The sequence below is a fragment of the Listeria welshimeri serovar 6b str. SLCC5334 genome, assembly GCF_000060285.1.
Lineage (GTDB): Bacteria > Bacillota > Bacilli > Lactobacillales > Listeriaceae > Listeria > Listeria welshimeri.
This window is the reverse complement of record NC_008555.1, coordinates 2,579,111-2,604,816: the sequence shown is the minus strand read 5'-3', so window position 1 is coordinate 2,604,816 and position 25,706 is coordinate 2,579,111. Positions and strand designations below refer to the sequence as shown.

The 25,706-nt window shown below is 40.1% G+C and carries 27 protein-coding genes, 2 tRNA genes and 2 rRNA genes; 28 read left to right on the top strand and 3 right to left on the bottom strand.

Annotated elements, in window-relative coordinates; all coding sequences use genetic code 11:
• Positions 1 to 9: 9 nt before the first annotated feature.
• The 14 genes from rplF (at position 10) to LWE_RS13095 (ending at position 8,590) form a co-directional block, all read left to right on the top strand.
• Positions 10 to 546 (top strand): 50S ribosomal protein L6, encoded by a 537-nt coding sequence (gene rplF / locus LWE_RS13160; RefSeq protein WP_003749693.1) that lies wholly within the window; start codon positions 10 to 12, stop codon positions 544 to 546.
• Positions 547 to 585: 39 nt separating this feature from the next.
• Complete coding sequence (gene rplR / locus LWE_RS13155; RefSeq protein ID WP_003739848.1) at positions 586 to 945, top strand: 50S ribosomal protein L18; 360 nt, start codon at positions 586 to 588, stop codon at positions 943 to 945.
• A gap of 21 nt (positions 946 to 966) precedes the next feature.
• A complete protein-coding gene (rpsE, locus tag LWE_RS13150; protein WP_003723681.1) occupies positions 967 to 1,470 on the top strand; it encodes a 30S ribosomal protein S5 in 504 nt (167 codons plus the stop codon).
• A gap of 16 nt (positions 1,471 to 1,486) precedes the next feature.
• On the top strand, positions 1,487 to 1,666 hold the full coding sequence (gene rpmD, locus LWE_RS13145) for a 50S ribosomal protein L30 (RefSeq protein WP_011703284.1): 180 nt from the start codon (positions 1,487 to 1,489) through the stop codon (positions 1,664 to 1,666).
• A gap of 57 nt (positions 1,667 to 1,723) precedes the next feature.
• Positions 1,724 to 2,164 carry a 50S ribosomal protein L15 gene (rplO, locus tag LWE_RS13140; protein ID WP_011703283.1) on the top strand — a complete coding sequence of 147 codons (441 nt, stop codon included), beginning with the start codon at positions 1,724 to 1,726 and terminating at the stop codon, positions 2,162 to 2,164.
• The gene (gene secY, locus LWE_RS13135; RefSeq protein WP_011703282.1) at positions 2,164 to 3,459 is read left to right on the top strand and encodes a preprotein translocase subunit SecY; all 1,296 of its coding nucleotides are present in this window, start codon (positions 2,164 to 2,166) and stop codon (positions 3,457 to 3,459) included. Before rplO ends, secY begins: the two co-directional genes overlap by 1 nt.
• A gap of 59 nt (positions 3,460 to 3,518) precedes the next feature.
• Positions 3,519 to 4,166: an adenylate kinase gene (locus LWE_RS13130; protein ID WP_011703281.1), complete on the top strand. Its 648-nt coding sequence runs from the start codon at positions 3,519 to 3,521 to the stop codon at positions 4,164 to 4,166.
• Positions 4,167 to 4,551: 385 nt separating this feature from the next.
• Positions 4,552 to 4,770, top strand: a complete 219-nt coding sequence (gene infA, locus LWE_RS13125; RefSeq protein ID WP_003720929.1) for a translation initiation factor IF-1 — start codon at positions 4,552 to 4,554, stop codon at positions 4,768 to 4,770.
• 103 nt (positions 4,771 to 4,873) lie between these two features.
• Positions 4,874 to 4,987, top strand: coding sequence for a 50S ribosomal protein L36 (gene rpmJ / locus LWE_RS13120; protein WP_003720928.1), 114 nt, complete (start codon positions 4,874 to 4,876; stop codon positions 4,985 to 4,987).
• Positions 4,988 to 5,005: 18 nt separating this feature from the next.
• Positions 5,006 to 5,371 (top strand): 30S ribosomal protein S13, encoded by a 366-nt coding sequence (gene rpsM / locus LWE_RS13115; protein ID WP_011703280.1) that lies wholly within the window; start codon positions 5,006 to 5,008, stop codon positions 5,369 to 5,371.
• A gap of 22 nt (positions 5,372 to 5,393) precedes the next feature.
• On the top strand, positions 5,394 to 5,783 hold the full coding sequence (gene rpsK / locus LWE_RS13110; RefSeq protein WP_003720926.1) for a 30S ribosomal protein S11: 390 nt from the start codon (positions 5,394 to 5,396) through the stop codon (positions 5,781 to 5,783).
• 109 nt (positions 5,784 to 5,892) lie between these two features.
• Positions 5,893 to 6,837, top strand: coding sequence for a DNA-directed RNA polymerase subunit alpha (locus LWE_RS13105; protein ID WP_003723676.1), 945 nt, complete (start codon positions 5,893 to 5,895; stop codon positions 6,835 to 6,837).
• 16 nt (positions 6,838 to 6,853) lie between these two features.
• The gene (gene rplQ / locus LWE_RS13100) at positions 6,854 to 7,261 is read left to right on the top strand and encodes a 50S ribosomal protein L17 (protein ID WP_011703279.1); all 408 of its coding nucleotides are present in this window, start codon (positions 6,854 to 6,856) and stop codon (positions 7,259 to 7,261) included.
• A gap of 237 nt (positions 7,262 to 7,498) precedes the next feature.
• On the top strand, positions 7,499 to 8,590 hold the full coding sequence (locus tag LWE_RS13095; RefSeq protein ID WP_011703278.1) for a DNA glycosylase AlkZ-like family protein: 1,092 nt from the start codon (positions 7,499 to 7,501) through the stop codon (positions 8,588 to 8,590).
• Positions 8,591 to 8,628: 38 nt separating this feature from the next.
• Here the strand turns inward: LWE_RS13095 and LWE_RS13090 are convergent, their stop codons facing one another.
• A complete protein-coding gene (locus LWE_RS13090) occupies positions 8,629 to 9,528 on the bottom strand; it encodes an acetamidase/formamidase family protein (protein ID WP_011703277.1) in 900 nt (299 codons plus the stop codon).
• Positions 9,529 to 9,645: 117 nt separating this feature from the next.
• Positions 9,646 to 10,308 (bottom strand): MgtC/SapB family protein, encoded by a 663-nt coding sequence (locus tag LWE_RS13085; RefSeq protein WP_011703276.1) that lies wholly within the window; start codon positions 10,306 to 10,308, stop codon positions 9,646 to 9,648.
• Between the two features lie 131 nt (positions 10,309 to 10,439).
• Here LWE_RS13085 and LWE_RS13080 point away from each other — a divergent pair, with 131 nt between their 5' ends.
• The 9 genes from LWE_RS13080 to LWE_RS13035 all read left to right on the top strand — a co-directional run bounded on the left by LWE_RS13080 (position 10,440) and on the right by LWE_RS13035 (position 17,451).
• Positions 10,440 to 11,279 (top strand): energy-coupling factor ABC transporter ATP-binding protein, encoded by an 840-nt coding sequence (locus tag LWE_RS13080; RefSeq protein ID WP_011703275.1) that lies wholly within the window; start codon positions 10,440 to 10,442, stop codon positions 11,277 to 11,279.
• Entirely contained in the window at positions 11,255 to 12,121 is an 867-nt protein-coding gene (locus LWE_RS13075) for an energy-coupling factor ABC transporter ATP-binding protein (protein ID WP_011703274.1), read from the top strand. The genes LWE_RS13080 and LWE_RS13075 overlap by 25 nt, the downstream gene beginning before the upstream one ends.
• Before the next feature lie 2 nt (positions 12,122 to 12,123).
• Positions 12,124 to 12,921, top strand: coding sequence for an energy-coupling factor transporter transmembrane component T family protein (locus LWE_RS13070; protein ID WP_011703273.1), 798 nt, complete (start codon positions 12,124 to 12,126; stop codon positions 12,919 to 12,921).
• Positions 12,922 to 12,926: 5 nt separating this feature from the next.
• Positions 12,927 to 13,673: a tRNA pseudouridine(38-40) synthase TruA gene (gene truA, locus LWE_RS13065; RefSeq protein WP_011703272.1), complete on the top strand. Its 747-nt coding sequence runs from the start codon at positions 12,927 to 12,929 to the stop codon at positions 13,671 to 13,673.
• Positions 13,674 to 13,867: 194 nt separating this feature from the next.
• Complete coding sequence (gene rplM / locus LWE_RS13060) at positions 13,868 to 14,305, top strand: 50S ribosomal protein L13 (RefSeq protein WP_003727703.1); 438 nt, start codon at positions 13,868 to 13,870, stop codon at positions 14,303 to 14,305.
• Positions 14,306 to 14,326: 21 nt separating this feature from the next.
• Entirely contained in the window at positions 14,327 to 14,719 is a 393-nt protein-coding gene (gene rpsI, locus LWE_RS13055; protein WP_003749666.1) for a 30S ribosomal protein S9, read from the top strand.
• Positions 14,720 to 15,667: 948 nt separating this feature from the next.
• Entirely contained in the window at positions 15,668 to 16,036 is a 369-nt protein-coding gene (locus LWE_RS13045) for a putative periplasmic lipoprotein (protein WP_011703270.1), read from the top strand.
• Between the two features lie 119 nt (positions 16,037 to 16,155).
• Positions 16,156 to 16,578 (top strand): MerR family transcriptional regulator, encoded by a 423-nt coding sequence (locus LWE_RS13040; protein WP_011703269.1) that lies wholly within the window; start codon positions 16,156 to 16,158, stop codon positions 16,576 to 16,578.
• Between the two features lie 21 nt (positions 16,579 to 16,599).
• A complete protein-coding gene (locus LWE_RS13035) occupies positions 16,600 to 17,451 on the top strand; it encodes an aldo/keto reductase (RefSeq protein WP_011703268.1) in 852 nt (283 codons plus the stop codon).
• 54 nt (positions 17,452 to 17,505) lie between these two features.
• Here the strand turns inward: LWE_RS13035 and LWE_RS13030 are convergent, their stop codons facing one another.
• The gene (locus LWE_RS13030) at positions 17,506 to 19,032 is read right to left on the bottom strand and encodes a GW domain-containing glycosaminoglycan-binding protein (RefSeq protein WP_011703267.1); all 1,527 of its coding nucleotides are present in this window, start codon (positions 19,030 to 19,032) and stop codon (positions 17,506 to 17,508) included.
• A gap of 330 nt (positions 19,033 to 19,362) precedes the next feature.
• Between LWE_RS13030 and LWE_RS13025 the strand changes: the two genes are divergently transcribed.
• The 5 genes from LWE_RS13025 (at position 19,363) to LWE_RS13005 (ending at position 25,655) form a co-directional block, all read left to right on the top strand.
• The gene (locus LWE_RS13025) at positions 19,363 to 20,391 is read left to right on the top strand and encodes an Mrp/NBP35 family ATP-binding protein (RefSeq protein WP_011703266.1); all 1,029 of its coding nucleotides are present in this window, start codon (positions 19,363 to 19,365) and stop codon (positions 20,389 to 20,391) included.
• Positions 20,392 to 20,674: 283 nt separating this feature from the next.
• Positions 20,675 to 22,224 (top strand): 16S ribosomal RNA (locus LWE_RS13020).
• A 130-nt stretch (positions 22,225 to 22,354) separates the two neighbouring features.
• Positions 22,355 to 22,428 (top strand) — tRNA-Ile (locus tag LWE_RS13015).
• Positions 22,429 to 22,475: 47 nt separating this feature from the next.
• Positions 22,476 to 22,551: transfer RNA gene (locus LWE_RS13010), tRNA-Ala, on the top strand.
• 172 nt (positions 22,552 to 22,723) lie between these two features.
• Positions 22,724 to 25,655 (top strand): 23S ribosomal RNA (locus tag LWE_RS13005).
• Together the 16S and 23S rRNA genes with 2 tRNA genes alongside form the textbook arrangement of a ribosomal RNA operon.
• Positions 25,656 to 25,706 lie beyond the last annotated feature (51 nt).

The window sequence follows — 25,706 nt, the reverse complement described above, 5'->3', positions numbered from 1 at the left end:
GTGCAATAAATGTCCCGTATAGGTAAAAAAACTATTGTGATTCCTGCAGGTGTAACAGTTACACTTAATGGATCAACAGCAACAGTTAAAGGTCCTAAAGGTGAACTTGTAAAAGAGTTCAACCCAGAAATTACTATTAATATTGAAGGCAACGAAATTAACGTTTCTCGCCCGACTGATAATAAAAACCACCGTGCACTTCATGGTACAACTCGTGCTATTCTTAATAACATGGTTGTCGGAGTTTCCGAGGGTTATGAAAAGAAACTTGAACTTATCGGTGTTGGTTACCGTGCGCAAAAACAAGGAGATAAACTTGTTCTTAACGTAGGGTACTCTCATCCAGTAGAGTTTGTTGCTCCTAAAGGCGTAGAAATTGAAGTTCCTGCAAACACTCAAGTGATTGTTAAAGGATACAACAAAGAACACGTTGGCGAGTTAGCTGCAAACATTCGTGCCGTACGTCCACCAGAGCCATATAAAGGTAAAGGTATTCGTTACGAAGGCGAACATGTACGCCGTAAAGAAGGTAAAACTGGTAAATAATGCCGCTTAATTAGGCAAATGAGAGAAGAGGTGAGTCGTGTGATTACCAAAATCGACAAAAATAAAGTACGTAAAAAAAGACATGCTCGTGTTCGTTCTAAGATTTCTGGAACTGAAAGTCGTCCACGTTTAAACGTATTCCGTTCAAACAAAAACATTTATGCTCAAATTATTGATGATGTAAATGGTGTGACACTTGCAAGTGCGTCTAATTTAGATAAAGATTTCGGTTCTGCTGAATCCAAAGTTGATGCAGCAAGCAAAGTTGGCGAACTAGTTGCTAAACGTGCTTCCGAAAAAGGTATTACTTCTGTCACTTTTGACCGTGGAGGATACTTATATCATGGCCGCGTAAAAGCTCTTGCTGAAGCAGCTCGCGAAAATGGACTAGAATTTTAATAAGAAGGAGGGACATATTACATGCCTGAGCAAATTGATGGAAACAAATTAGATTTAGAAGAACGCGTTGTTACAATCAACCGTGTTGCTAAAGTAGTTAAAGGTGGACGTCGTTTCCGTTTCACAGCACTTGTTGTTGTTGGAGACAAAAATGGTCATGTTGGTTTCGGTACTGGTAAAGCACAAGAAGTTCCAGATGCAATCCGTAAAGCTGTTGAGGATGCTAAAAAGAACATGGTGCTTGTACCAACTGTAGACACAACTATTCCACACACTGTAGTCGGACATTTTGGTGGCGGAGAAATTCTTCTTAAACCTGCTAGTGCCGGTTCTGGTGTAACTGCTGGTGGTCCCGTTCGTGCGGTCCTAGAACTTGCTGGTGTTGCTGATGTATCTTCCAAATCGCTTGGATCTAATACACCAATTAACATGGTACGTGCTACAATCGACGGAATTAAACAACTTAAAAACGCTGAAGATGTTGCGAAACTTCGTGGCAAAACAGTAGAAGAATTGTTAGGATAAGGAGGGAATTATCATTATGGCGAAGTTAGAAATTACTCTAAAACGTAGCTTAATCGGACGCCCTCAACCACAACGCAGAACTGTTCAAGCATTAGGTCTTGGTAAAACAAATTCTGTAGTGGTTAAAGAAGATAATCCTGCAATTCGTGGGATGATCACTAAAGTAAGTCATTTAGTGGACGTCAAAGAAGTTTAAGCTTAATATAATATTATGCAATTGATAGAATTTGTTAAATAGGAGGAGGTGCTTGACATGAAACTACATGAACTTAAGCCTTCAGAAGGTTCTCGTAAAGAACGTAATCGTGTTGGTCGTGGAACAGGCTCTGGTAACGGCAAAACTTCAGGACGCGGTCATAAAGGACAAAAAGCTCGTTCTGGTGGTGGCGTACGTTTAGGCTTTGAAGGTGGACAACTTCCACTTTTCCGTCGTATTCCAAAACGTGGATTCACAAATATCAACCGTAAAGAATTTGCTATCGTGAACTTAGATGTTTTAAACCGCTTTGAAGATGGTACAGAAGTAACACCAGAACTTTTAATCGAATCTGGAATTATTCGTAATGAAAAATCCGGAATTAAGATTTTATCTGATGGAAATATCGAGAAAAAACTTACTGTGAAAGCGAACAAATTCTCTGCAGCAGCTAAAGAAGCAATTGAAGCGGCTGGCGGAAAAACTGAGGTGATCTAATGTTTCAAACGTTAGTTAACTTCTTCAAAGTAGCAGACATCCGTAAAAAAATACTATTTACATTAGCAATGCTAGTTATTTTCCGTATTGGTACATTTGTGCCAGTACCGGGAGTTAACGCAGCAGCTTTACAATCTAGTATGGATGGCGGTATTTTGGGGTTCTTAAATACATTTAATGGTGGAGCTTTAAAAAACTTCTCAATTTTTGCCATGGGTGTAATGCCTTACATTACATCTTCCATTATTGTTCAGTTACTTCAAATGGACGTTGTTCCTAAATTAACTGAATGGTCTAAGCAAGGGGAAATGGGTCGTAAAAAACTCAATCAACTTACTAGATATATGACTATTGGGCTTGGCTTAATCGAAGCATTCGGTATGGCATATGGGTTTAACCGCATGTCATCTGCTGGTTTGGTTATTGAGCCATCCATCGGTAGATATGTGATTATTGCTATCGTATTAACTACTGGTACAATGTTCTTAATGTGGTTAGGTGAGCAAATCACTGTTAAAGGCGTTGGTAATGGTGTTTCTATCATTATCTTTGCTGGTATTGTTGCTCGTATTCCTGATGGAGTGCGTCAATTATATGTATCGCAAATTGAAAACGCTGGTGATCAACTGTTCTTACGCATTTTGACTTTAGTGGGCGTGGGGATTGCGATTCTGGCTATTGTTGTAGCTGTTATCTTTTTCCAACAAGCACTTCGTAAAATTCCAATTCAATACTCTAAACGTGTAGCAGGAGCAAAACAATCGGGCGCGCAAGCAACGCATTTGCCGTTAAAACTTAACTCTGCCGGAGTTATCCCAGTTATCTTTGCAAGTGCATTTATTATTACACCGCAAACCATTCTTACTTTCTTTGATCAAAGTAACAATGTTGTAAAAGTATTGAAAGACGTGTTTGATTACACAAAACCAATTGGTATGATTTTATATGTTGCACTAATTGTTGCTTTCACTTATTTCTATGCTTTCATTCAAGTGAACCCTGAGAAAGTTGCAGACAACTTGAAAAAGCAAGGTGGGTATATTCCTAGTAAACGTCCTGGTCGGGAAACACAAGCTTATCTTACATCGGTACTTTATCGATTAACATTTGTTGGTGCGATTTTCCTTTCAGCGGTTGCTATACTTCCAACTATCGGTACTACTGTGTTTAGTTTACCGCAGTCACTTGCCGTTGGTGGTACAAGCCTACTAATTGTTATCGGGGTAGCATTAGATACTACGAAACAACTCGAAGGACAACTTGTAAAAAGGAACTATCGGGGATTTATCAAATAACACGCAGTTCTTGTTAGGGATTCCTAGCAGGAGCTAGCGCGTAATAAGGGGCGAAACAGTTGAAATTAGTATTAATGGGACTGCCCGGCGCCGGAAAAGGCACACAAGCGGAACAGATTGTTGAGAAATACAACATTCCTCATATTTCCACTGGAGATATGTTCCGAGCAGCTATGAAAAATAATACAGAGTTAGGTAAGAAAGCTAAATCCTTTATGGATAATGGTGATCTTGTTCCTGATGAAGTAACAAATGGTATCGTTCGTGAACGTTTGGCTGAAGATGATGCTAAGAATGGTTTCTTGCTAGATGGTTTTCCGCGTACTGTGGAACAAGCAGCTGAACTTGAAAATATTCTAAGCGATTTAGGAACGGAACTTGATGCTGTCATTAACATCGAGGTTGATAAAGACGTTTTAATGAAACGTTTAACAGGTCGCTGGATTTGTCGGACTTGTGGTAAAACTTACCATGAAATCTATAACCCACCGAAAGTTGCTGGGAAATGTGATTTAGATGGTGGAGAACTTTACCAACGCGAGGATGACAAAAAAGAAACTGTTGAAAATCGACTAAATGTAAACATGAAACAGACTAAGCCGCTTCTTGATTTTTACTCTGAAAAAGGTAAACTTCATAGCATAAACGGTGAGCAAGATATTAATGATGTTTTTGTAGATGTGGAAAAAATTCTTGCTTCTTTTTGAGGGGTAAACTGTACTGAAAACACGGTCAAAATCAATGCGTGCAAATTAGTTTAATTTGTAGTATAATGGATAATTGGCAGTGGAATTAAAGACATCTAAGCAAATCATGATGAACGAGAGAACCGTTTGAAGATCATCCGAATGACGTATATGTTCTACCCTGATCTGTTCAGCCGCAATGCTTTTGCGAGTGACAGTTCTTCTGGTTTTTACGGATTTCACTTTTACAGGTTGTCTGAAAAGCTGGCGAATTGTGTTGCCTTTTATGAAGTGCATCCATTTTTGCATGTTTTACGTTTTTTCATGTAAGAGAAATAGTTACACTGAAAGGATTAGGCCTGCATCAGGAACAAATCCAAGAATACAAGAAGGAGGTAGCAAACATATGGCAAAGGAAGATGTTATTGAAGTAGAAGGCGTTGTGCAAGAAACTCTACCAAACGCGATGTTCAATGTTGAACTCGAAAATGGTCATAAAGTACTGGCAACTGTTTCTGGTAAAATCCGCATGCATTACATTCGTATTTTACCTGGAGATAAAGTGACAGTAGAGCTTTCTCCATACGACCTGACACGCGGAAGAATTACTTATCGTTTTAAATAATTTGCACTCCGAAATTGAATTTATATACCGGTCTGGCTTGTCCAGCTTAGAAATTATCGGTTTATAGAGACATTTTCTCTAATAAACAAGGAGGTATATCTATATGAAAGTAAGACCATCAGTGAAACCTATGTGCGAAAAATGTAAAGTTATTCGTCGTAAAGGTAAAGTAATGGTAATTTGTGAAAATCCAAAACATAAACAAAAACAAGGATAAGAGGAGGTGCTTAAGTAAATGGCACGTATTGCAGGTGTGGACGTTCCACGTGAAAAACGTATTGTTATTTCCCTGACTTACATTTATGGTATCGGCAAACAAACAGCTAGCGAAGTTCTTGCTGAAGCTGGTGTTTCTGAAGATACTCGTACTCGTGATTTAACTGAAGAAGAGCTAGGTAAAATCCGTGAAATCTTAGACCGTATTAAAGTTGAAGGTGACCTTCGTCGTGAAGTAAACTTAAACATTAAACGTCTAATCGAAATCGGTTCTTACCGTGGCATGCGTCACCGTCGTGGACTTCCAGTTCGCGGACAAAATACAAAAAATAATGCCCGTACTCGTAAAGGCCCGTCCAAAACAGTAGCAGGCAAAAAGAAATAATAGTAAAGGAGGTAGTTAGTGAATGGCTCGTAAAACAAATACTCGTAAACGCCGTGTGAAAAAGAATATCGAATCTGGTATTGCACACATTCGTTCTACATTTAATAATACGATCGTAATGATTACTGACACACATGGTAATGCTTTAGCTTGGTCAAGTGCAGGTTCTCTAGGATTTAAAGGTTCTCGTAAATCTACTCCTTTCGCGGCACAAATGGCAGCTGAAAGTGCAGCAAAATCAGCACAAGAACATGGTTTAAAAACATTGGAAGTAACTGTTAAAGGTCCTGGTTCAGGTCGTGAAGCGGCTATCCGTGCACTACAAGCAGCTGGTCTTGAAGTAACAGCTATTAAAGATGTAACTCCAGTTCCACATAACGGATGTCGTCCTCCAAAACGTCGTCGCGTATAAGTGGTCGTTTTCTTTTGCCAATAGTAGATTTTTACTGTCTTAACTATCAAGGCAGAGAGTTTGACATAAAGACTGATATTCTAGACGTTTTGAAGGAGGGTAAATTTGAATGATCGAAATTGAAAAGCCAAAAATCGAGACGATTGAGATCAGCGATGATGCCAAGTATGGAAAGTTTGTTGTAGAGCCACTTGAGCGTGGATATGGTACAACTTTGGGTAACTCCTTACGTCGTATTCTATTATCTTCTCTTCCAGGTGCAGCAGTAACCTCTATCCAAATTGATGGAGCTTTACATGAGTTTTCTGTAATTGAAGGTGTAGTAGAAGATGTAACAACCATGATTTTAAATATTAAAAAACTTGCACTAAAAATCTATTCTGATGAAGAAAAAACATTAGAAATCGATATGCAAGGTCCTGGTGTAGTGACTGCTGCTGATATTAATTATGACAGCGACGTTGAGATTTTAAATCCCGACTTACACATTGCTACATTAAGTGATAATGCTAAATTTCATGTGCGTTTAAATGCGACTCGTGGTCGTGGTTACACACCTGCTGATCAAAATAAACGCGAAAATATGCCAATTGGTGTACTTCCAGTCGATTCAATTTTTTCACCGGTTATCCGTGTGAACTATCAAGTGGAAAATACACGTGTTGGACAATCAACTAATTATGATAAGCTTACGTTTGATGTGTTAACTGACGGAAGTATCAGCCCAGAAGAAGCAGTTTCACTTGGAGCTAAAATTCTTTCTGAGCATTTAAGTATCTTCGTTAACTTAACAGATGAAGCACAAAAAGCTGAAATTATGATTGAAAAAGAAGAAAGCCATAAAGAGAAAGTGCTTGAAATGACTATTGAAGAATTAGACTTGTCTGTTCGTTCATATAATTGTTTAAAACGCGCTGGAATCAATACAGTACAGGAACTTGCTGATAAATCCGAAGACGATATGATGAAAGTCCGTAACTTGGGCCGTAAATCGCTTGAGGAAGTTAAAGTAAAACTGGCTGACCTTGGCTTATCTCTAAGAAACGAAAACTGATAAAGGAGGCAATTCCATGGGTTACAGAAAATTAGGTCGTACAAGCTCACAACGTAAAGCATTACTACGTGATCTTGCAACGGATTTAATCGTATTTGAACGTATTGAAACAACAGAAGCTCGCGCTAAAGAGATTCGTAAAGTTGTTGAAAAACTAATCACTTCTGGGAAAAAAGGAGACTTGCACGCTCGTCGTCAAGCAGCTGCTTTTGTTCGTCATGAAGTTGTAGAAGTAGTACAAGTAGATGCTAAAGGTAAAGATGGTTCTACTGTGAAGAAAAACCGTCCTGTATATGCTCTACAAAAACTATTTGATGATGTTGCTCCACGTTACGCGGAACGTCAAGGTGGTTACACTCGTATCTTGAAAAAAGGTCCACGTCGCGGTGACGGCGCACCAATGGTTATTATTGAATTAGTTTAATAATAAAACGTTTAAAGCAAGTGGAGTGTCATGATATGGAGACTTCGTGTTTCCTTGTCTAGCTCTGTGTTTCCTAGTCTATTTAACCGTAGACTAGGAGGCAGGCTTTTTTTGTTTGACCTGTTTTTCGGTAAAAATCGTTAGCAGGTCAAATTTAAAAAGCTTCATTTTTACTTGTTATTTATTTCGATAGCATTTATAGTAAATCCCAAAGGCTCTTCTAGGGAGGAATGAGGTATGCAATCGGTTGATAAGTCACAAGTTGCTCTAAATAGATTACATAATTCAGGCTTATTACAAGAAAAATTTCCTAGCGCACCCGATGCTTCTCGTGCGTTATTTGGCATTCAGTCGCAGTATCAACAATTTGGTGAAATAAGTTTGTTTAACCGGGTACTTGATTTGACGAAGAAAGAACTCCAAATAAGCTATGATCAAAATGATTTAATTAAAATATGGGGACAGCGCATGACTGTGCATATGTATGCGCCCGCTGATTGGTTTTTTATTCATGATGTATACGCAGACAAGAATAATTGGTTAAGGAAGCATACAGACTCTCTAGGGCACGATTTAGACGATTTACTTAATGAGATGGAGCAACTTTTATTGAGTGATAAGAAAATTCCTAAAGAAGCATTTAAGGAATTATTTGGAAAACATGCAAAAGAGCTTATGACTTGGGGTGGAGTTTTTATCCAAGGTTCTTTAGATGGGACTCTTTTTTGTGTGCCAGAATCCCCGAAAACAAGATTTTATACACATAGAAAATGGATAAATAGCGATAAACAAGGCGACTGGGGAATTAACCAGGATAAGACAGGGCTTGAAACTATGATTGAAAGATATTTTAGTGCTTATGGTCCAGCTACAATAAATGATTTCAAGCATTGGACTGGTCTTCGGAAATTTGAATTTCAAAGCATATTAGATAAAATTTTAGTGAATTATTTTAGTTATCTAGGGGAAGATGGTCAAATTTACTATAGCAAAACAGAAATTCAAACTAACATACAACAACCAAAACCACTTTTATTAGGTAAGTTTGATCCGCTTTTTGTGTCTTATGGGAAGAAGGATTGGTTGGCGAATGAAAAAGAAGTTAGTCTTATTTGGCGGCCGGCTGGACAAATTGAAGCGGTATTAATTGTTGGCGGATTATTTTGTGGCACATGGCGATATAAAATAACTGGAAACAAAGTCATTTTCACATTTTACCTTACTAAAAAAATGACAAAGAAAAATCAACTACTTGTTGAGAAAGAAGCAAAGAATATGGCGTGCTTTCTAGAAAAAGAATATCAAGGTAGTTTGTTTGAATTAGTATAAAAAAGCCAGATTGCATCAAAGTGCAATCTGGCTTCTTTTTATAGAAATGGCATTTCTGGAAAGCAGTCTAAAGATAACTTTATACTCGTATTTATGTTTGCTTTACTTAATTGGCAAACTTCGAAATCGGCTTGTAAAGACAACAAAAATATCGCATCTTCCAATGTTATTTTATCTGATTCAGTGAGTAGTGTTAACATATTTTGTAGAGCTTTTTTTGTTGAGTTTTCTATAGTAAGATCTGAGGCGAGGCAAATCAAATTGTTTTTATGAATTATCGTAGGTGTGGGAGCTGTCTTGTTTTTTAATACTTGCAGGCGTAATGTTACTTCTGCTGGAGCTTCTGCACTAGTTGAAGTGATTTTTCCAAATCCTGTTGTTGCTCTTACATCACCAATATGAAGCATTGCCCCGTATTTTTCTACTGGCAAAAATATGGTTGCTCCTTCTGTGATGTCTGAAGAGTCAAGTGCGCCTCCGTATTTAGTAGACATATGAAATGGGGTGGTTTGCTTATTAGATTCTGTTTTTAGTAAACCAATTGTTTTTCGCAAACGTATGTGGATTTCTTCGGAGTAAATAATTTTATTTCGTTCGATTTTATAACGTCTGATGCAGTTGTTTGGCAACAATTCACCGGTTATGCCGATGTTTGGACCATTTAATAAGAGGACGTCTTTGCTTGTGAGTTTGATTTTTTCAATCGTTATTGCGAGTAAATCTCCTGGCCGTGCACCATCTACATATATTGGGCCAGTGGTTGGTGAAAACTGCTTCCAATCTATTTCCCCGTAATGAAGCTGTTCTTCGTTGATTTGGCCGTTGAAGTGATCTTTTATTTTTATTGTCACAACGGAGCCGTCTTTCACTGTAATCACAGGTTCTGTTGATTCATCCATCTTATGAATCGAACGATCTGAGGTTACAAATTTTTTCATCTCATCCCTTCTTTCTGTTCAGTTTATGCTGACGGGTGAATTATAGCAAAATGGGAAGATGTAAGTAAATGGATATTCTGTGAACAATTTGGCTTAAAATAGCGAAAAAGTAGCATTTTATTCCATTTTTTCGACGGTTATATCTGGTAGTGTTTGGATAAAGTGAAATAGTTCGTATTGATCGTTCTTATTCTTGGTTTTTACTACAATATTAACTCGTATAAATAGACTATTTCCGACCAATTCTTTTTCACTAGTGTATGAAATAATTTGTTGTTTATTTTGCTGGATTTTGTCGGTGATTTTCACTAAATTTTCTTGATTGTCAGTGGAATAAGTTAATGAAGTTGTATGAAGGGAAATCGATTTGAAAACGATACTAAGAAATTCCAAACCAATTAATGTGAGTAACGTGGCCGCAATACTGACCGAGTACATCCCAGCTCCAACTGCAAGACCGATTCCTGCTGTAGCCCAAAGACCAGCAGCTGTTGTAAGTCCACGAACAAACTTCTTTTGAATAATAATTGTACCAGCACCAATAAAACCTATACCACTTACCACTTGGGCAGCGACACGGCTCGGGTCGAACGATACAGTTTGCATGGTGGCGTTTTGAGAAAAACCATATTGAGATACAATCATAATCAAAGCACTACCAAGAGAAACAAGAAAATGTGTCCGAAATCCAGCTTCTTTAGCCCTGATTTCTCGGTCAAGCCCAATAACTGCTCCGAGGATACCAGCAACAACAAGGCGTAAAATAAAATCTGCCAACATAGCTATCACTTCCTTAACGATACTATAATTCCCCATAGCTAAAAAGCAAAACCAACAAAAAGGAAATTTTGCGCCGGATGGATGTTTATACTATAATAAACAATGAATGGTCAAAAAGTGAGGTGTTTAGCGTGGCAGAAAGTTTTGTGAGATTAGAACACGTTTTTTATAAATATGAGGATGCGGAAAAATATGCAGTGAAAGATGTATCTATTTCTGCTGAAAAAGGGGAATGGGTCGCGCTTGTTGGACATAATGGCTCAGGTAAATCAACTATTGCCAAATTACTCAATGGCTTACTTTTTCCGGAAGAGGGTTTAATTAAAATCGGGCATTTTGTTTTGTCCGAAAAAAATATATGGGAAATTAGACGGCAAGTTGGAATGGTTTTTCAAAATCCGGATAACCAATTTGTTGGAGCTACTGTCCAAGATGATGTCGCGTTTGGTCTGGAGAATCATGGTGTTCCGCATGATACGATGGTGAAGCGAGTAGAGTCAGCTTTAAATGAAGTAGGAATGCAAAGTTACGCGCTACATGAACCTGCTAGACTTTCTGGTGGACAAAAACAACGTGTCGCGATTGCAGGGGTTTTAGCACTTCAGCCAGATGTGATTATTTTGGACGAAGCAACTTCCATGCTTGACCCGAGAGGACGCGCCGAAGTAATGGAAACAATTCGGATTATGCGTGAACAAGAAGATATTACCGTTATCTCAATTACGCATGATTTAGATGAAGTGCTTTTTGCGGACCGGGTTATTGTTATGAATAATGGAGAAATCCATAGTGAGGGTACGCCGCAAGAAATTTTCCAGCAAGCAGATGCGATGCGAGAAATCGGCCTAGGTGTGCCATTTATTATTGAATTACAAGAAAAACTAGTTGCAGGTGGCTTTGAAACAGAGAGTACCGTGCTATCGGAAGGAGCATTACTAGATCAATTATGGAAATTAAACTCGAACAACTAGGTTATTGTTATCAAAAAAATAGCCCTTTTGAAAAGCGAGCATTACTTGATGTAAATGTTTCCTTTGATTCTGGTAGCTATTCTGCAATTATTGGACATACAGGTTCTGGGAAATCGACCTTACTGCAACATCTTAATGCGCTGTTAATGCCTACAGAAGGTAAAATAACGGTCGGAGAGAGAGAAATTGTTGCTGGCGTTAAACAAAAGAAACTTCGTGATTTACGTAAAAAAGTCGGGATTGTATTTCAATTTCCAGAAGCACAACTTTTTGAAGAAACGGTTGAGAAGGATATTTGCTTTGGACCAATGAACTTTGGAGTTTCAGAAGAAGATGCAAAACTTCGAGCTAAAAAAGTAATTTATGAAGTTGGATTGACAGAAGAAATTTTGTCACGTTCGCCGTTCGAACTTTCCGGCGGGCAAATGCGCCGTGTAGCGATTGCAGGTGTTTTAGCGATGGATCCAGAAGTACTTGTATTAGATGAGCCTACAGCGGGACTAGATCCTCATGGCCGAGAAGAGATTATGGAAATGTTCTATAATTTGCATAAAGAAAAAGGACTAACGACAGTGCTTGTTACACATAGTATGGAAGATGCCGCTCGTTATGCGGAAAAGATTGTTTTGATGAAAGCCGGGACGGTTCTCCAAATAGGTTCGCCGCGTGAAATTTTTGCGAAGCCAGATGCACTGGTTGATCTTGGCTTGTCTGTACCTGATGTGGTGAGATTTCAAGGGCTTTTTGAGCGTAAGTTTAATGTTAAATTAACGAAAACATGTTTAACTATTGCTGAATTAATAACGGAAATGGCGCCTTATTTAGCGAAGGGCGGGGCTTAATTATGATGGATAAAATGATTCTCGGGCGATATATCCCGGGGAACTCTTGGTTACATCGAATTGATCCACGTGCGAAAATTACCGCTGTGATGGCATTTATAGCGATTGTGTTTTTAGCAAATAACTGGTTGACGTATGTGCTCATGTTTATGTATGTTTTGTATTTAGTCCTAACTTCGAAAGTGCCATTTTTATTTTTTATTAAAGGATTACAACCCATTTTTTGGCTTATTTTAATCACGCTTTTATTGCAAGTCTTTTTTACAAAAGGCGGAACAGTTTTAGTTGATTTAGGGTTGTTACAAATAACGACACTTGGACTGGCGAATGGTGCGATGATGTTTTGCCGTTTTGTTCTGATTATTTTTATGACAACACTTTTAACATTAACGACAAGCCCAATTGAACTAACAGATGGACTGGAGAAAATTTTAGCTCCTTTTCGATTAGTGCATTTACCAGTACATGAACTTGCTTTAATGCTTAGTATTTCTTTGCGATTTATTCCAACATTGATGGATGAAACGGAGAAAATTTTAAAAGCGCAAAAAGCTCGTGGGGTAGAATTCACGAGTGGGAAATGGAGTGATCGAATCAAAGCGATTATTCCGTTACTTGTCCCACTTTTTATTAGTGCATTTAAGCGTGCGGAAGACTTGGCGATTGCGATGGAAGCACGTGGTTATCGCGGTGGTAAAGGAAGAACGAGATTTCGTTTACTACGCTGGAAATTTATGGATACCTTGTTACTTATTTCTTTGGTAGTGTTAAGTGGATTATTATTTTGGTTGCGGAGTTGAACTGGATGACAAGATATAAAGCGATAATTTCGTATGATGGCAGCGGGTTTTATGGTTATCAAATACAACCAAATGCTCGCACCGTCCAAGCAGAAATTGAAAAAGCGCTTAAAAAAATGCATAAAGGTAAGAATGTTCGTATTACAGCATCGGGAAGAACAGACACTGGTGTTCATGCAAAGGGTCAGGTAATTCATTTTGATTCAGATTTGGATATTACAGCAGATAAATTTCAAAAGGCCTTGCAAGTCATGACACCATTTGATATTAGTTTTTTAACGGTTGACGAGGCGCCAGCTGATTTCCACGCTAGATTTGGCACAGTTGGAAAAGAATACCGTTATATTGTAAAACGAACAAAGATTTTCGACCCTTTTAGTCGTAACTTTGCACTCCATTATCCATATGAATTAGATATTGCAAAAATGAAGTTAGCAAGTGAATGCTTAATTGGCGAACATGATTTTACTAGTTTTTGTTCGGCGAGGACAGAGCGTGATTCCAAAGTACGGACGCTTTATAGTATCGATTTTTATGAAGAAGATGAAGAAACTTTGGTGATTGCTTTTCAAGGGAATGGATTCTTATACAACATGGTGCGAATTTTGACTGGAACGTTGCTTGATGCGGGTCAAGGGCGGATTTCCTCGGAGGATATTACCGAAGCTTTGTTAGCACGTGATCGTCAAAAACTCATTAGCAAAACTGCCCCACCACAAGGGTTGTATTTATGGCGAGTTGACTATGAATAAAAATTGGATGTTTTTTTGTATAACGCATTGACTTTTTACTCTAAAAACTGTATTATGGACTATGGTATTGTTTGCCCCACAATAAGCCCCGGAAGGTTGTTGTGTTTAAACAATAAAAATATAGAATAGCATTTCGGGAATTAGGAACAGTTTTCGGGAGCTAATTTGTTTCAATTTATTTAGGAGGGTAATTCATGCGTACAACTTATATGGCGAAACCCGGCGAAGTAGAACGTAAATGGTACGTTATCGACGCTACTGGTGTTTCTTTAGGACGTTTATCCAGTGAAGTTGCTTCAATTCTTCGCGGAAAAAACAAACCACAATTTACTCCACATATCGACACTGGAGACTTTGTAATCATCATCAACGCTGGTAAGATTGGTCTTACTGGTAAAAAAGCTACTGACAAAATTTACTACCGTCACTCTCAATATCCAGGCGGTTTGAAATCTCGTACTGCAGGCGAAATGCGTACAAACAATCCTGAGAAATTATTAGAACTATCTATCAAAGGTATGCTTCCAAAAAATTCTCTTGGACGTCAATTATTCAAAAAATTACACGTATATGGTGGATCTGAGCACGAACATGCAGCTCAACAACCAGAAGTATACGAATTACGCGGTTAATTAATAAAGGAGGAATACTAAGTGGCTCAAGTACAATATTACGGAACTGGTCGTCGTAAAAGCTCTGTAGCTCGCGTACGTTTAGTACCAGGCGACGGCAAAATCGTTATTAACAATAGAGACTGGGAAGATTACATCCCATTTGCAGCTCTTCGTGAAGTTATCAAACAACCTTTAGTAGCTACAGAAACTTTAGGTAACTATGATGTACTAGTAAACGTTCGCGGTGGTGGTTACACTGGTCAAGCCGGTGCTATCCGTCATGGTGTAGCTCGTGCACTATTACAAGTGGCTCCTGAGTACCGCCCAGCACTTAAATCTGCTGGCCTACTTACTCGTGATTCACGTATGAAAGAACGTAAAAAACCAGGACTTAAAGGCGCGCGTCGTGCACCTCAGTTCTCAAAACGTTAATTATCATCATTTCAAGGCATTTCCCTTTTTGGAGGGAAATGCTTTTTTGTTCGGGTACGTTTACGAGTTAGGTTCAATTAGATACAAATAAAAAGGAACCATCCACAAAGATGATTCCTAGAAAAACATTAGTATAAAAGTGCATTGTGATTATTATAACAAAATTAACAAGATATGCTATAATAATCAAAGGTTCATAATAATTAGATAAAGAGATGAATGGAATTTAAATTAGTTTGATAGTATATGATGCCATAGCATTTTTTGAGTTAAAAAGTTAAAAAATCTGCACAAAAAAAGCTCCGAAACAGCGCTACTTAATGAAAAGTTGATAACGGACAAAGCCTTATTTTAACTTGCTATGTTATTTTGAATGATAGTTTAATTAGCAATAAAAAAGAGTCAATTTTACCAAATTTTTTTAGATATTAAAATATAACTATATAAGTATAAGGTGAGTAAAACCAACTATAGGCAAGATAACACTAGCATACTGTAATGTCTTTCTTGAGAAAAACGATAGTGAGTAAGCTTTTTCGTGTATATCAAAATGATTTAGATTTTTTAAGTTTAAACTTTGAAAATAATATTGATTAGGACACAAAAGAAATATTTTCATTTTCTAGACATTTTAGTTCAACTTGTAAATACTAGGCTGCTATAAGTGAAGGGGAACTAGCTTTAATGGATGAGTATATTGGAGATGTATATGAACTTAAAAGCTTAAAAATATTATACAATTACATCATAAATGCTAGTAAAAAAAGTGATACACTAGAACTATTTACTGCATGGAAAAGTGAAGAAGACTAAACTTTAACCAACAAAACAGAAAGAGCTATGGAAGATTTAAAAGTTGAAAATCTAATCTTAAGAGATAGAGAACTATTAATCATTAAAAACAAGAATTTCAACTATACCAACCTAAAATAAAAAGGAGACACCACCATGAAAAAAACATCCATCATTTTTATTTTTTGCACGATAATGCTCCTCCTCGTGGCATGTTCAACTGCCGAACAACAAACCCAAATAGATACAACGGAAGCAACAGGTACAATAGCCGAAGTAGGAGAAAGCTCCGTTCTAATTAAAAATTTCAAGGAAAAAAACGAAAAGGACAATCCACCTATTAACATCCGCTTCAAAATTGAATATAAATACTACGACGAGGCTGGAAACAAAATAAAACTAACCGATCTACATGAAAATGATAATGTAAAAGTCATTTTAACTAAAGAGTTCGAAATCCTAGAAACTTCTCCTGCCCAAATAGATCCGGAATATGTTCAAAAAATCATTTTACTAGACAACTAAACTCTCTCATTTGCAGAGAGTTTTTTATTTCCCTCAAAAAATATGCATAAATTCTTGCCTTGGTGTGAACTCCAGGGTTTATAATTCTATATGTAAAGGACGAAACGAGGTGATGGAGGATGAATATCAAACAAGCGGCCGATATGTTTGATCTTACGGTTGATACGTTGCGTTATTATGAGCGAGTGGGCGTGATTCCGCCAGTTCATCGCAATGAAAGTGGTTATCGGGACTATAAAACGAGCGATTTGAATTGGGTTTATCTCGTGAAGAATTTGCGAAATGCTGGATTATCCGTGGAATCGTTAATTGAGTTTGCTACGCTTGCCCAACTGAGAGAAACCCAAGATGTCGAAGCGGCGCAAAAGCAGGTTTTAATTGACCAACTCAAAGAATTAGACGAAAAGCTAGCAGAGATGAAACGCGTGAGGAATTTACTTGTATATAAAATCGACTCATACGATAGTCACATTGCAAAATTTAAAACAGGTGAACTAACAGCAGAGAATGTAGAAAAATTGTGGGAACGAAACAAATTTTGAATATAATAGGAGGATTTTCAAATGAAAACAGTGAAATTAAATAATGGTGTAGAAGTACCTATTCTCGGCTTTGGAACATATCAAATTACGGATGCAGTTGAAGCGGAACAAGCAGTGAAAGATGCGATTACTGCAGGATATCGTCATATTGATACTGCGCAAAGTTATATGAACGAAGAAGCGGTCGGGCGCGGGATAGCGGCTTCTGGTGTGGACCGAAAAGAACTTTTTATTACTACAAAAATCTGGGTAGAGAATGTGAGTTATAAAGGCGTCATGAGCTCATTTGATCAGTCATTGAAACGTTTGGGATTGGAATATGTCGATTTACTATTAATTCATCAGCCATATAATGATGTTTACGGGGCTTGGATGGCAATGGAAGAACTACAAGCCCAAGGGAAAATTAAAGCTATTGGTGTATCAAATTTTGGTGTGGATCGAGTGATTGATTTAGCTGCCTTCAACGATGTAACGCCTCAAGTTAATCAAATTGAAATTAATCCTTTCCAACAACAATCGAAAAATATTGAGGTGCTACACAAAGAAGGCGTTGCTGTCGAAGCGTGGGCCCCGTTCGCGGAAGGAAAGAATGATATTTTTAACAACCCTGTTTTAACAAAAATTGGCATGAAATACGAAAAATCAGCAGCACAAGTGATTTTACGCTGGTTAGTGGAACAAGATATTATTGTGTTAGCTAAATCTGTAAAACCAGAACGAATGGCTCAAAATTTAAATATATTTGATTTTGAATTAAACGAAGAAGATAAGGCTGAAATTGCTACTTTAAATCAAGGGGAGAGTCAATTCTTCTCTCATTCGGATCCAGAAATGATTAAATGGATGGCTAGCCGCAAAATGAATATCTAATTGAAAATATATAAAAAAAGAGGGTCAGAAATTATCTGGGCCCTCTTTTTAAAATTAACGTTGAATGTCTTCTGCTTTAATCCAGCCAAGTGAGTTATTACTATCTTTAATATGAACCCATTTTTCAGCTTGAATAGTAGCTTCTTTATCAACAGCTAGTAACTTACCATAATAAAAACCGATTTCTTTTGTTTGAGTGCTTGTTGTTTCTACGGGTTTATTATAAAGCATTGCTGTTGGATTTTTTACGTAAGCGACTTGAGTTGTTGGTTTTTCGTTTTCAGGAGTATAGATAATGTTTAAATCCTTTTCACTAGTCCAACCAATTAGTTTGCCATCTAGTTTAAACTCGTACCATATGGTGTTAGCAACTTTAGCGCGCGATACAAGCTCTAGTTTCGCTGCATTATAATCAGTAAGAGGTGCTATTTTATTCGAATTCTTAGTGTTAAAAGGGGCACTCCAAACATTATCAGTCGCTGCTTTATTTACTGTCGCATAGCCATTATACGTGGTTTGTTCAGTAATACGGTCATATAAACGATCATTCAATTTATCTGCGCGAACCCAACCGATTACTTCATTACTTTCAGAAAGACGGAACCAAGCGTATCCATCACGAGTGATTTTTTTATCAGCATGAAGTGTTTTCTTGTCATATTGTGCAATTGTACCATTATCAAATTGCTTTTCAGGACTAGGTAAACGGTAAATATGCGCACCCATATCATCTACATATTTAGTTGCATTTATGTTTTCGTCGTTTTTCTGATGATAACTTAGATTAAGGGCATTACTATTTACCCAACCAATATCTTTATTATTTTCACGTAAGAAATACCATAAACCTTTTTCTGTCTTAGCTTCCCAAGAAACTTCTAAATTACGATTCGAGTAACTAGCTAGTTTCCCGACTTCCTCCGAATTTGCAGTGTTAAAAGGCGCAGACCAAATGGTTTCTTGTGTTTTATTCGGTGATACGGTTCCTATAGCGGCAACTTTGTGATGGGACTCAATTTTGTCATAAACAATATCGTATTGATCTAAATTATAACGTTCAATAATAGCTACTAATTTTGAAACATACTCCGGATCAGTAGCATAACCACCATCTTTTATAGCTTGTAAAGATTTTCGGTAATCAGTTTCACCAACGGCGCCTTTATAACGGTCGTTTTGTGTAATTAAATCTGTATGATCTTCAATCGATTCTTTCCAACTTGGATAAACTCGGAAATTAGCAGTTGTCGCTCCAGAGGCTTCCATCGTGTCCATTGAAACAGACTTACCTTCATATGTACCTTTAATTCCAAATAAGTTATTAGAATTCTTACTTAAACCACTTTCGCCCCAATTAGATTCCAAAATTGCTTGAGCAAGCGTTACGCTAGTCAAGAGTTTGCCATTTTGATATCCGTCTTGGGCAGCTGGTAAAATTTCGTCAATAAACGATTGTTGCGAAGAGCTTAACGCCACTTGAGCAGTCCTAGAATTTCCCGTTTCTGCTCCAACATTTAATGAAACCACTAAAAATGCTACAATAAGCATGATAATCCCTGTTTTTATAAACTTTCTCTCCAAAATCGAACGCACTCCTTTTTACTATATCTGCCACTATATTAGCAACAAACAAAAGAAATAGTCTGTTACAATTCTATGACGAAAACAAGACAAAAGGCGAAACTGATTGATATATATAGCTTTTAGAATGAAATTTAAAATGTGTAAAATTTGTGAAATCTCTTTTAAGAAGGTTTTTAGTACGTTTTATTTAAATATAAACTCTCAATTGTAATCTTTTTTATTGTATAGATGCCGCTAAAGAAAAGAATTTTTAACATGTGAAAAAAATAAGTAGCCATGCTATAATATTCAATATGTCAGCGCATTCATTTTTGGAGGTTTAAAAAGATGTTAAATGAACAACAAATTACTAGATTATTATATCGGCTACAAGATCCTGTTTTAGAAGCGAGTTTGGAAGAAACAGAAGGTATATTAGAAGTACAAGTCCATGAAGAAACAGCAAATATTAAAATCGCTTTGGCAGATCCAGCAATTGAAACAGACCATTTTGTTCATAATATAGAAGAACTTTTAACTCAGTTCGGTGTAAATGAGATAAATATAGAGCTTGAATACCTTCCAGCAGCGGTCATTGATCGTATTTTTCAAGCAAGAGATAATATCTTATCAGAAACCAGCAAGACTAAATTTTTAGCGATAGCGAGCGGGAAGGGCGGCGTCGGTAAATCAACAGTCGCAGCAAACCTAGCTATAGCACTGGCAAACCAAGGCAAGAAAGTAGGATTACTTGATGCTGATATCTATGGTTTTAGTATTCCGGTTTTGCTCGGTACAACAGAATCCCCGCGCAAAGAAAATGGCCAAATCATTCCAGTCAAAACAAATGGCATTCAAATGATTTCAATGGATTTTTTTGTGGAATCTGGAGAACCAGTTATTTGGCGTGGTCCAATGCTCGGAAAGATGATAAAGATGTTTTTAGAAGAAGTAAGATGGGGAGACTTAGATTATTTACTTATCGATTTACCGCCTGGTACGGGTGATGTTGCTTTAGATATCCATACACTAATTCCAAGATGTAATGAACTAATCGTTACAACGCCACATTTTGCTGCTGCATCAGTTGCGTCACGCGCAGGTTACATGGCCACTAAAAATAACCATAATATTATAGGTGTTATTGAAAATATGTCTTACCTTACTCTTGATGATGGGCAAACGTTAAAGATATTTGGCCAAGGCGGCGGAGAAAAAGTAGCAGCTGACCTAGAAACACAACTTTTAATTCAGTTACCAATCGAACAACCAAATTTCAATGAAAAAGGCTATACTGCAGCGATATACAGCCCATCAAGCCCAGCTGCGAATGCTTTCAAAACACTTGCAGAGAAAATAATTCCATATTTATTATAAAAACTTTATAAAAAGTATTGACGAAAGGCAAAAATCTTGGTATATTTATAAACGTTGCTGATACGGACAAACGCTTTAGCAGCAAAAGAAACTGACCTTTGAAAACTGAACAAAGAAGAAGACGAAAAGCAATGAGACGTAAAGTCTCACTGGTAATCGCAGGGCAGAAAACAGAAAGCTGTTTTCAACAAAAACAAACTAGTAATTTAATTGCTAGCGAAGTCAATTTGACGCAAGGAATCTTATTCACGGTGTTGAATAAGTATTCAAATTCAATTTATATTTTAAAGAGAGTTTGATCCTGGCTCAGGACGAACGCTGGCGGCGTGCCTAATACATGCAAGTCGAACGAACGGAGGAAGAGCTTGCTCTTCCAAAGTTAGTGGCGGACGGGTGAGTAACACGTGGGCAACCTGCCTGTAAGTTGGGGATAACTCCGGGAAACCGGGGCTAATACCGAATAATAAGTGGTGGCGCATGCCACGGCTTTGAAAGATGGTTTCGGCTATCGCTTACAGATGGGCCCGCGGTGCATTAGCTAGTTGGTAGGGTAATGGCCTACCAAGGCAACGATGCATAGCCGACCTGAGAGGGTGATCGGCCACACTGGGACTGAGACACGGCCCAGACTCCTACGGGAGGCAGCAGTAGGGAATCTTCCGCAATGGACGAAAGTCTGACGGAGCAACGCCGCGTGTATGAAGAAGGTTTTCGGATCGTAAAGTACTGTTGTTAGAGAAGAACAAGGATAAGAGTAACTGCTTGTCCCTTGACGGTATCTAACCAGAAAGCCACGGCTAACTACGTGCCAGCAGCCGCGGTAATACGTAGGTGGCAAGCGTTGTCCGGATTTATTGGGCGTAAAGCGCGCGCAGGCGGTCTTTTAAGTCTGATGTGAAAGCCCCCGGCTTAACCGGGGAGGGTCATTGGAAACTGGAAGACTGGAGTGCAGAAGAGGAGAGTGGAATTCCACGTGTAGCGGTGAAATGCGTAGATATGTGGAGGAACACCAGTGGCGAAGGCGACTCTCTGGTCTGTAACTGACGCTGAGGCGCGAAAGCGTGGGGAGCAAACAGGATTAGATACCCTGGTAGTCCACGCCGTAAACGATGAGTGCTAAGTGTTAGGGGGTTTCCGCCCCTTAGTGCTGCAGCTAACGCATTAAGCACTCCGCCTGGGGAGTACGACCGCAAGGTTGAAACTCAAAGGAATTGACGGGGGCCCGCACAAGCGGTGGAGCATGTGGTTTAATTCGAAGCAACGCGAAGAACCTTACCAGGTCTTGACATCCTTTGACCACTCTGGAGACAGAGCTTTCCCTTCGGGGACAAAGTGACAGGTGGTGCATGGTTGTCGTCAGCTCGTGTCGTGAGATGTTGGGTTAAGTCCCGCAACGAGCGCAACCCTTAATTTTAGTTGCCAGCATTTAGTTGGGCACTCTAAAGTGACTGCCGGTGCAAGCCGGAGGAAGGTGGGGATGACGTCAAATCATCATGCCCCTTATGACCTGGGCTACACACGTGCTACAATGGATGGTACAAAGGGTCGCGAAGCCGCGAGGTGGAGCCAATCCCATAAAACCATTCTCAGTTCGGATTGTAGGCTGCAACTCGCCTACATGAAGCCGGAATCGCTAGTAATCGTGGATCAGCATGCCACGGTGAATACGTTCCCGGGCCTTGTACACACCGCCCGTCACACCACGAGAGTTTGTAACACCCGAAGTCGGTAGGGTAACCTTTATGGAGCCAGCCGCCGAAGGTGGGACAGATAATTGGGGTGAAGTCGTAACAAGGTAGCCGTATCGGAAGGTGCGGCTGGATCACCTCCTTTCTAAGGAAAAGGAAACCTGTGTGTTTTCGTTCTTCTCTGTTTGTTCAGTTTTGAGAGGTTACTCTCTTTTATGTCAGATAAAGTACGCAAGGCTACATGCTCTGGAGCATAGTGCCACTACATTATTGACGGGCCTATAGCTCAGCTGGTTAGAGCGCACGCCTGATAAGCGTGAGGTCGATGGTTCGAGTCCATTTAGGCCCACTTTTTCTTTCTGACACAAAGAAAACAAAATATTATATCCCTTTTAAGGGGCCTTAGCTCAGCTGGGAGAGCGCCTGCTTTGCACGCAGGAGGTCAGCGGTTCGATCCCGCTAGGCTCCACCAAAATTGTTCTTTGAAAACTAGATAAGAAAGTTAGTAAAGTTAGCATAGATAAGTAATTATTTATGACACAAGTAACCGAGAATCATCTGAAAGTGAATCTTTCATCTAATTCGAAGTATCATCGCTGATACCGACGATTAGAAAAACAACCTTTACTTCGTTGAAGTAAATTGGTTAAGTTAGAAAGGGCGCACGGTGGATGCCTTGGCACTAGGAGCCGAAGAAGGACGGGACTAACACCGATATGCTTTGGGGAGCTGTACGTAAGCGTTGATCCAGAGATTTCCGAATGGGGGAACCCACTATCTTTAGTCGGATAGTATCCTTACGTGAATACATAGCGTGAGGAAGGCAGACCCAGGGAACTGAAACATCTAAGTACCTGGAGGAAGAGAAAGAAAAATCGATTTCCTGAGTAGCGGCGAGCGAAACGGAAAGAGCCCAAACCAAGAAGCTTGCTTCTTGGGGTTGTAGGACACTCTATACGGAGTTACAAAAGAAAGTTATAAATGAAGCGGTCTGGAAAGGCCCGCCAAAGACGGTAACAGCCCGGTAGTTGAAATAGCTTTCCCTCCAGAGTGGATCCTGAGTACGGCGGAACACGTGAAATTCCGTCGGAATCCGGGAGGACCATCTCCCAAGGCTAAATACTCCCTAGTGACCGATAGTGAACCAGTACCGTGAGGGAAAGGTGAAAAGCACCCCGGAAGGGGAGTGAAACAGTTCCTGAAACCGTGTGCCTACAAGTAGTTAGAGCCCGTTAATGGGTGATAGCGTGCCTTTTGTAGAATGAACCGGCGAGTTACGATTTGTTGCAAGGTTAAGCGGAAAAAGCGGAGCCGTAGCGAAAGCGAGTCTGAATAGGGCGCATAAGTAACAAGTCGTAGACCCGAAACCAGGTGATCTACCCATGTCCAGGATGAAGGTAAGGTAATACTTACTGGAGGTCCGAACCCACGCACGTTGAAAAGTGCGGGGATGAGGTGTGGGTAGCGGAGAAATTCCAATCGAACTTGGAGATAGCTGGTTCTCTCCGAAATAGCTTTAGGGCTAGCCTCGAGGTAAAGAGTCATGGAGGTAGAGCACTGTTTGGACTAGGGGCCCTTCTCGGGTTACCGAATTCAGATAAACTCCGAATGCCATGTACTTATACTCGGGAGTCAGACTGCGAGTGATAAGATCCGTAGTCGAAAGGGAAACAGCCCAGACCACCAGTTAAGGTCCCCAAATATATGTTAAGTGGAAAAGGATGTGGGGTTGCTTAGACAACCAGGATGTTGGCTTAGAAGCAGCCACCATTGAAAGAGTGCGTAATAGCTCACTGGTCGAGTGACCCCGCGCCGAAAATGTACCGGGGCTAAACATATTACCGAAACTGTGGATGAACCTCTTTGGAGGTTCGTGGTAGGAGAGCGTTCTAAGGGCGGTGAAGTCAGACCGGAAGGACTGGTGGAGCGCTTAGAAGTGAGAATGCCGGTATGAGTAGCGAAAGAAGGGTGAGAATCCCTTCCACCGAATATCTAAGGTTTCCTGAGGAAGGCTCGTCCGCTCAGGGTTAGTCGGGACCTAAGCCGAGGCCGATAGGCGTAGGCGATGGACAACAGGTAGAGATTCCTGTACCAGTGCTAATTGTTTAACCGATGGGGTGACACAGAAGGATAGGGAATCGCACGAATGGAAATGTGCGTCCAAGCAGTGAGTGTGAGAAGTAGGCAAATCCGCTTCTCGCGAAGCATGAGCTGTGATGGGGAAGGAAATAAAGTACGGAAGTTCCTGATTTCACGCTGTCAAGAAAAGCCTCTAGGAAGAGTAGTACTGCCCGTACCGCAAACCGACACAGGTAGATGAGGAGAGAATCCTAAGGTGAGCGAGAGAACTCTCGTTAAGGAACTCGGCAAAATGACCCCGTAACTTCGGGAGAAGGGGTGCTCTATTAGGGTGCAAGCCCGAGAGAGCCGCAGTGAATAGGCCCAGGCGACTGTTTAGCAAAAACACAGGTCTCTGCAAAACCGTAAGGTGACGTATAGGGGCTGACGCCTGCCCGGTGCTGGAAGGTTAAGAGGAGTGCTTAGCTTCGGCGAAGGTACGAATTGAAGCCCCAGTAAACGGCGGCCGTAACTATAACGGTCCTAAGGTAGCGAAATTCCTTGTCGGGTAAGTTCCGACCCGCACGAAAGGCGCAACGATCTGGGCACTGTCTCAACGAGAGACTCGGTGAAATTATAGTACCTGTGAAGATGCAGGTTACCCGCGACAGGACGGAAAGACCCCGTGGAGCTTTACTGCAACCTGATATGGAATGTTTGTACCGCTTGTACAGGATAGGTAGGAGCCGAAGAGACGTGTGCGCTAGCATACGAGGAGGCAATGGTGGGATACTACCCTGGCTGTATGACCATTCTAACCCGCCACGCTTAGCGCGTGGGGAGACAGTGTCAGGTGGGCAGTTTGACTGGGGCGGTCGCCTCCTAAAGAGTAACGGAGGCGCCCAAAGGTTCCCTCAGAATGGATGGAAATCATTCGCAGAGTGTAAAGGCACAAGGGAGCTTGACTGCGAGACTGACAAGTCGAGCAGGGACGAAAGTCGGGCTTAGTGATCCGGTGGTTCCGCATGGAAGGGCCATCGCTCAACGGATAAAAGCTACCCCGGGGATAACAGGCTTATCTCCCCCAAGAGTCCACATCGACGGGGAGGTTTGGCACCTCGATGTCGGCTCGTCGCATCCTGGGGCTGTAGTCGGTCCCAAGGGTTGGGCTGTTCGCCCATTAAAGCGGCACGCGAGCTGGGTTCAGAACGTCGTGAGACAGTTCGGTCCCTATCCGTCGCGGGCGCAGGAAATTTGAGAGGAGCTGTCCTTAGTACGAGAGGACCGGGATGGACACACCGCTGGTGTACCAGTTGTTCCGCCAGGAGCATCGCTGGGTAGCTATGTGTGGCAGGGATAAACGCTGAAAGCATCTAAGCGTGAAGCCCCCCTCAAGATGAGATTTCCCATTTCTTCGGAAAGTAAGATCCCTGAAAGATGATCAGGTAGATAGGTTTGGAGTGGAAGTGTAGCGATACATGGAGCGGACAAATACTAATCGATCGAGGACTTAACCAAAAAATGAAACGAAGTTACCTAACTGAACCCTTTCTTCTCTAGTTTTGAGAG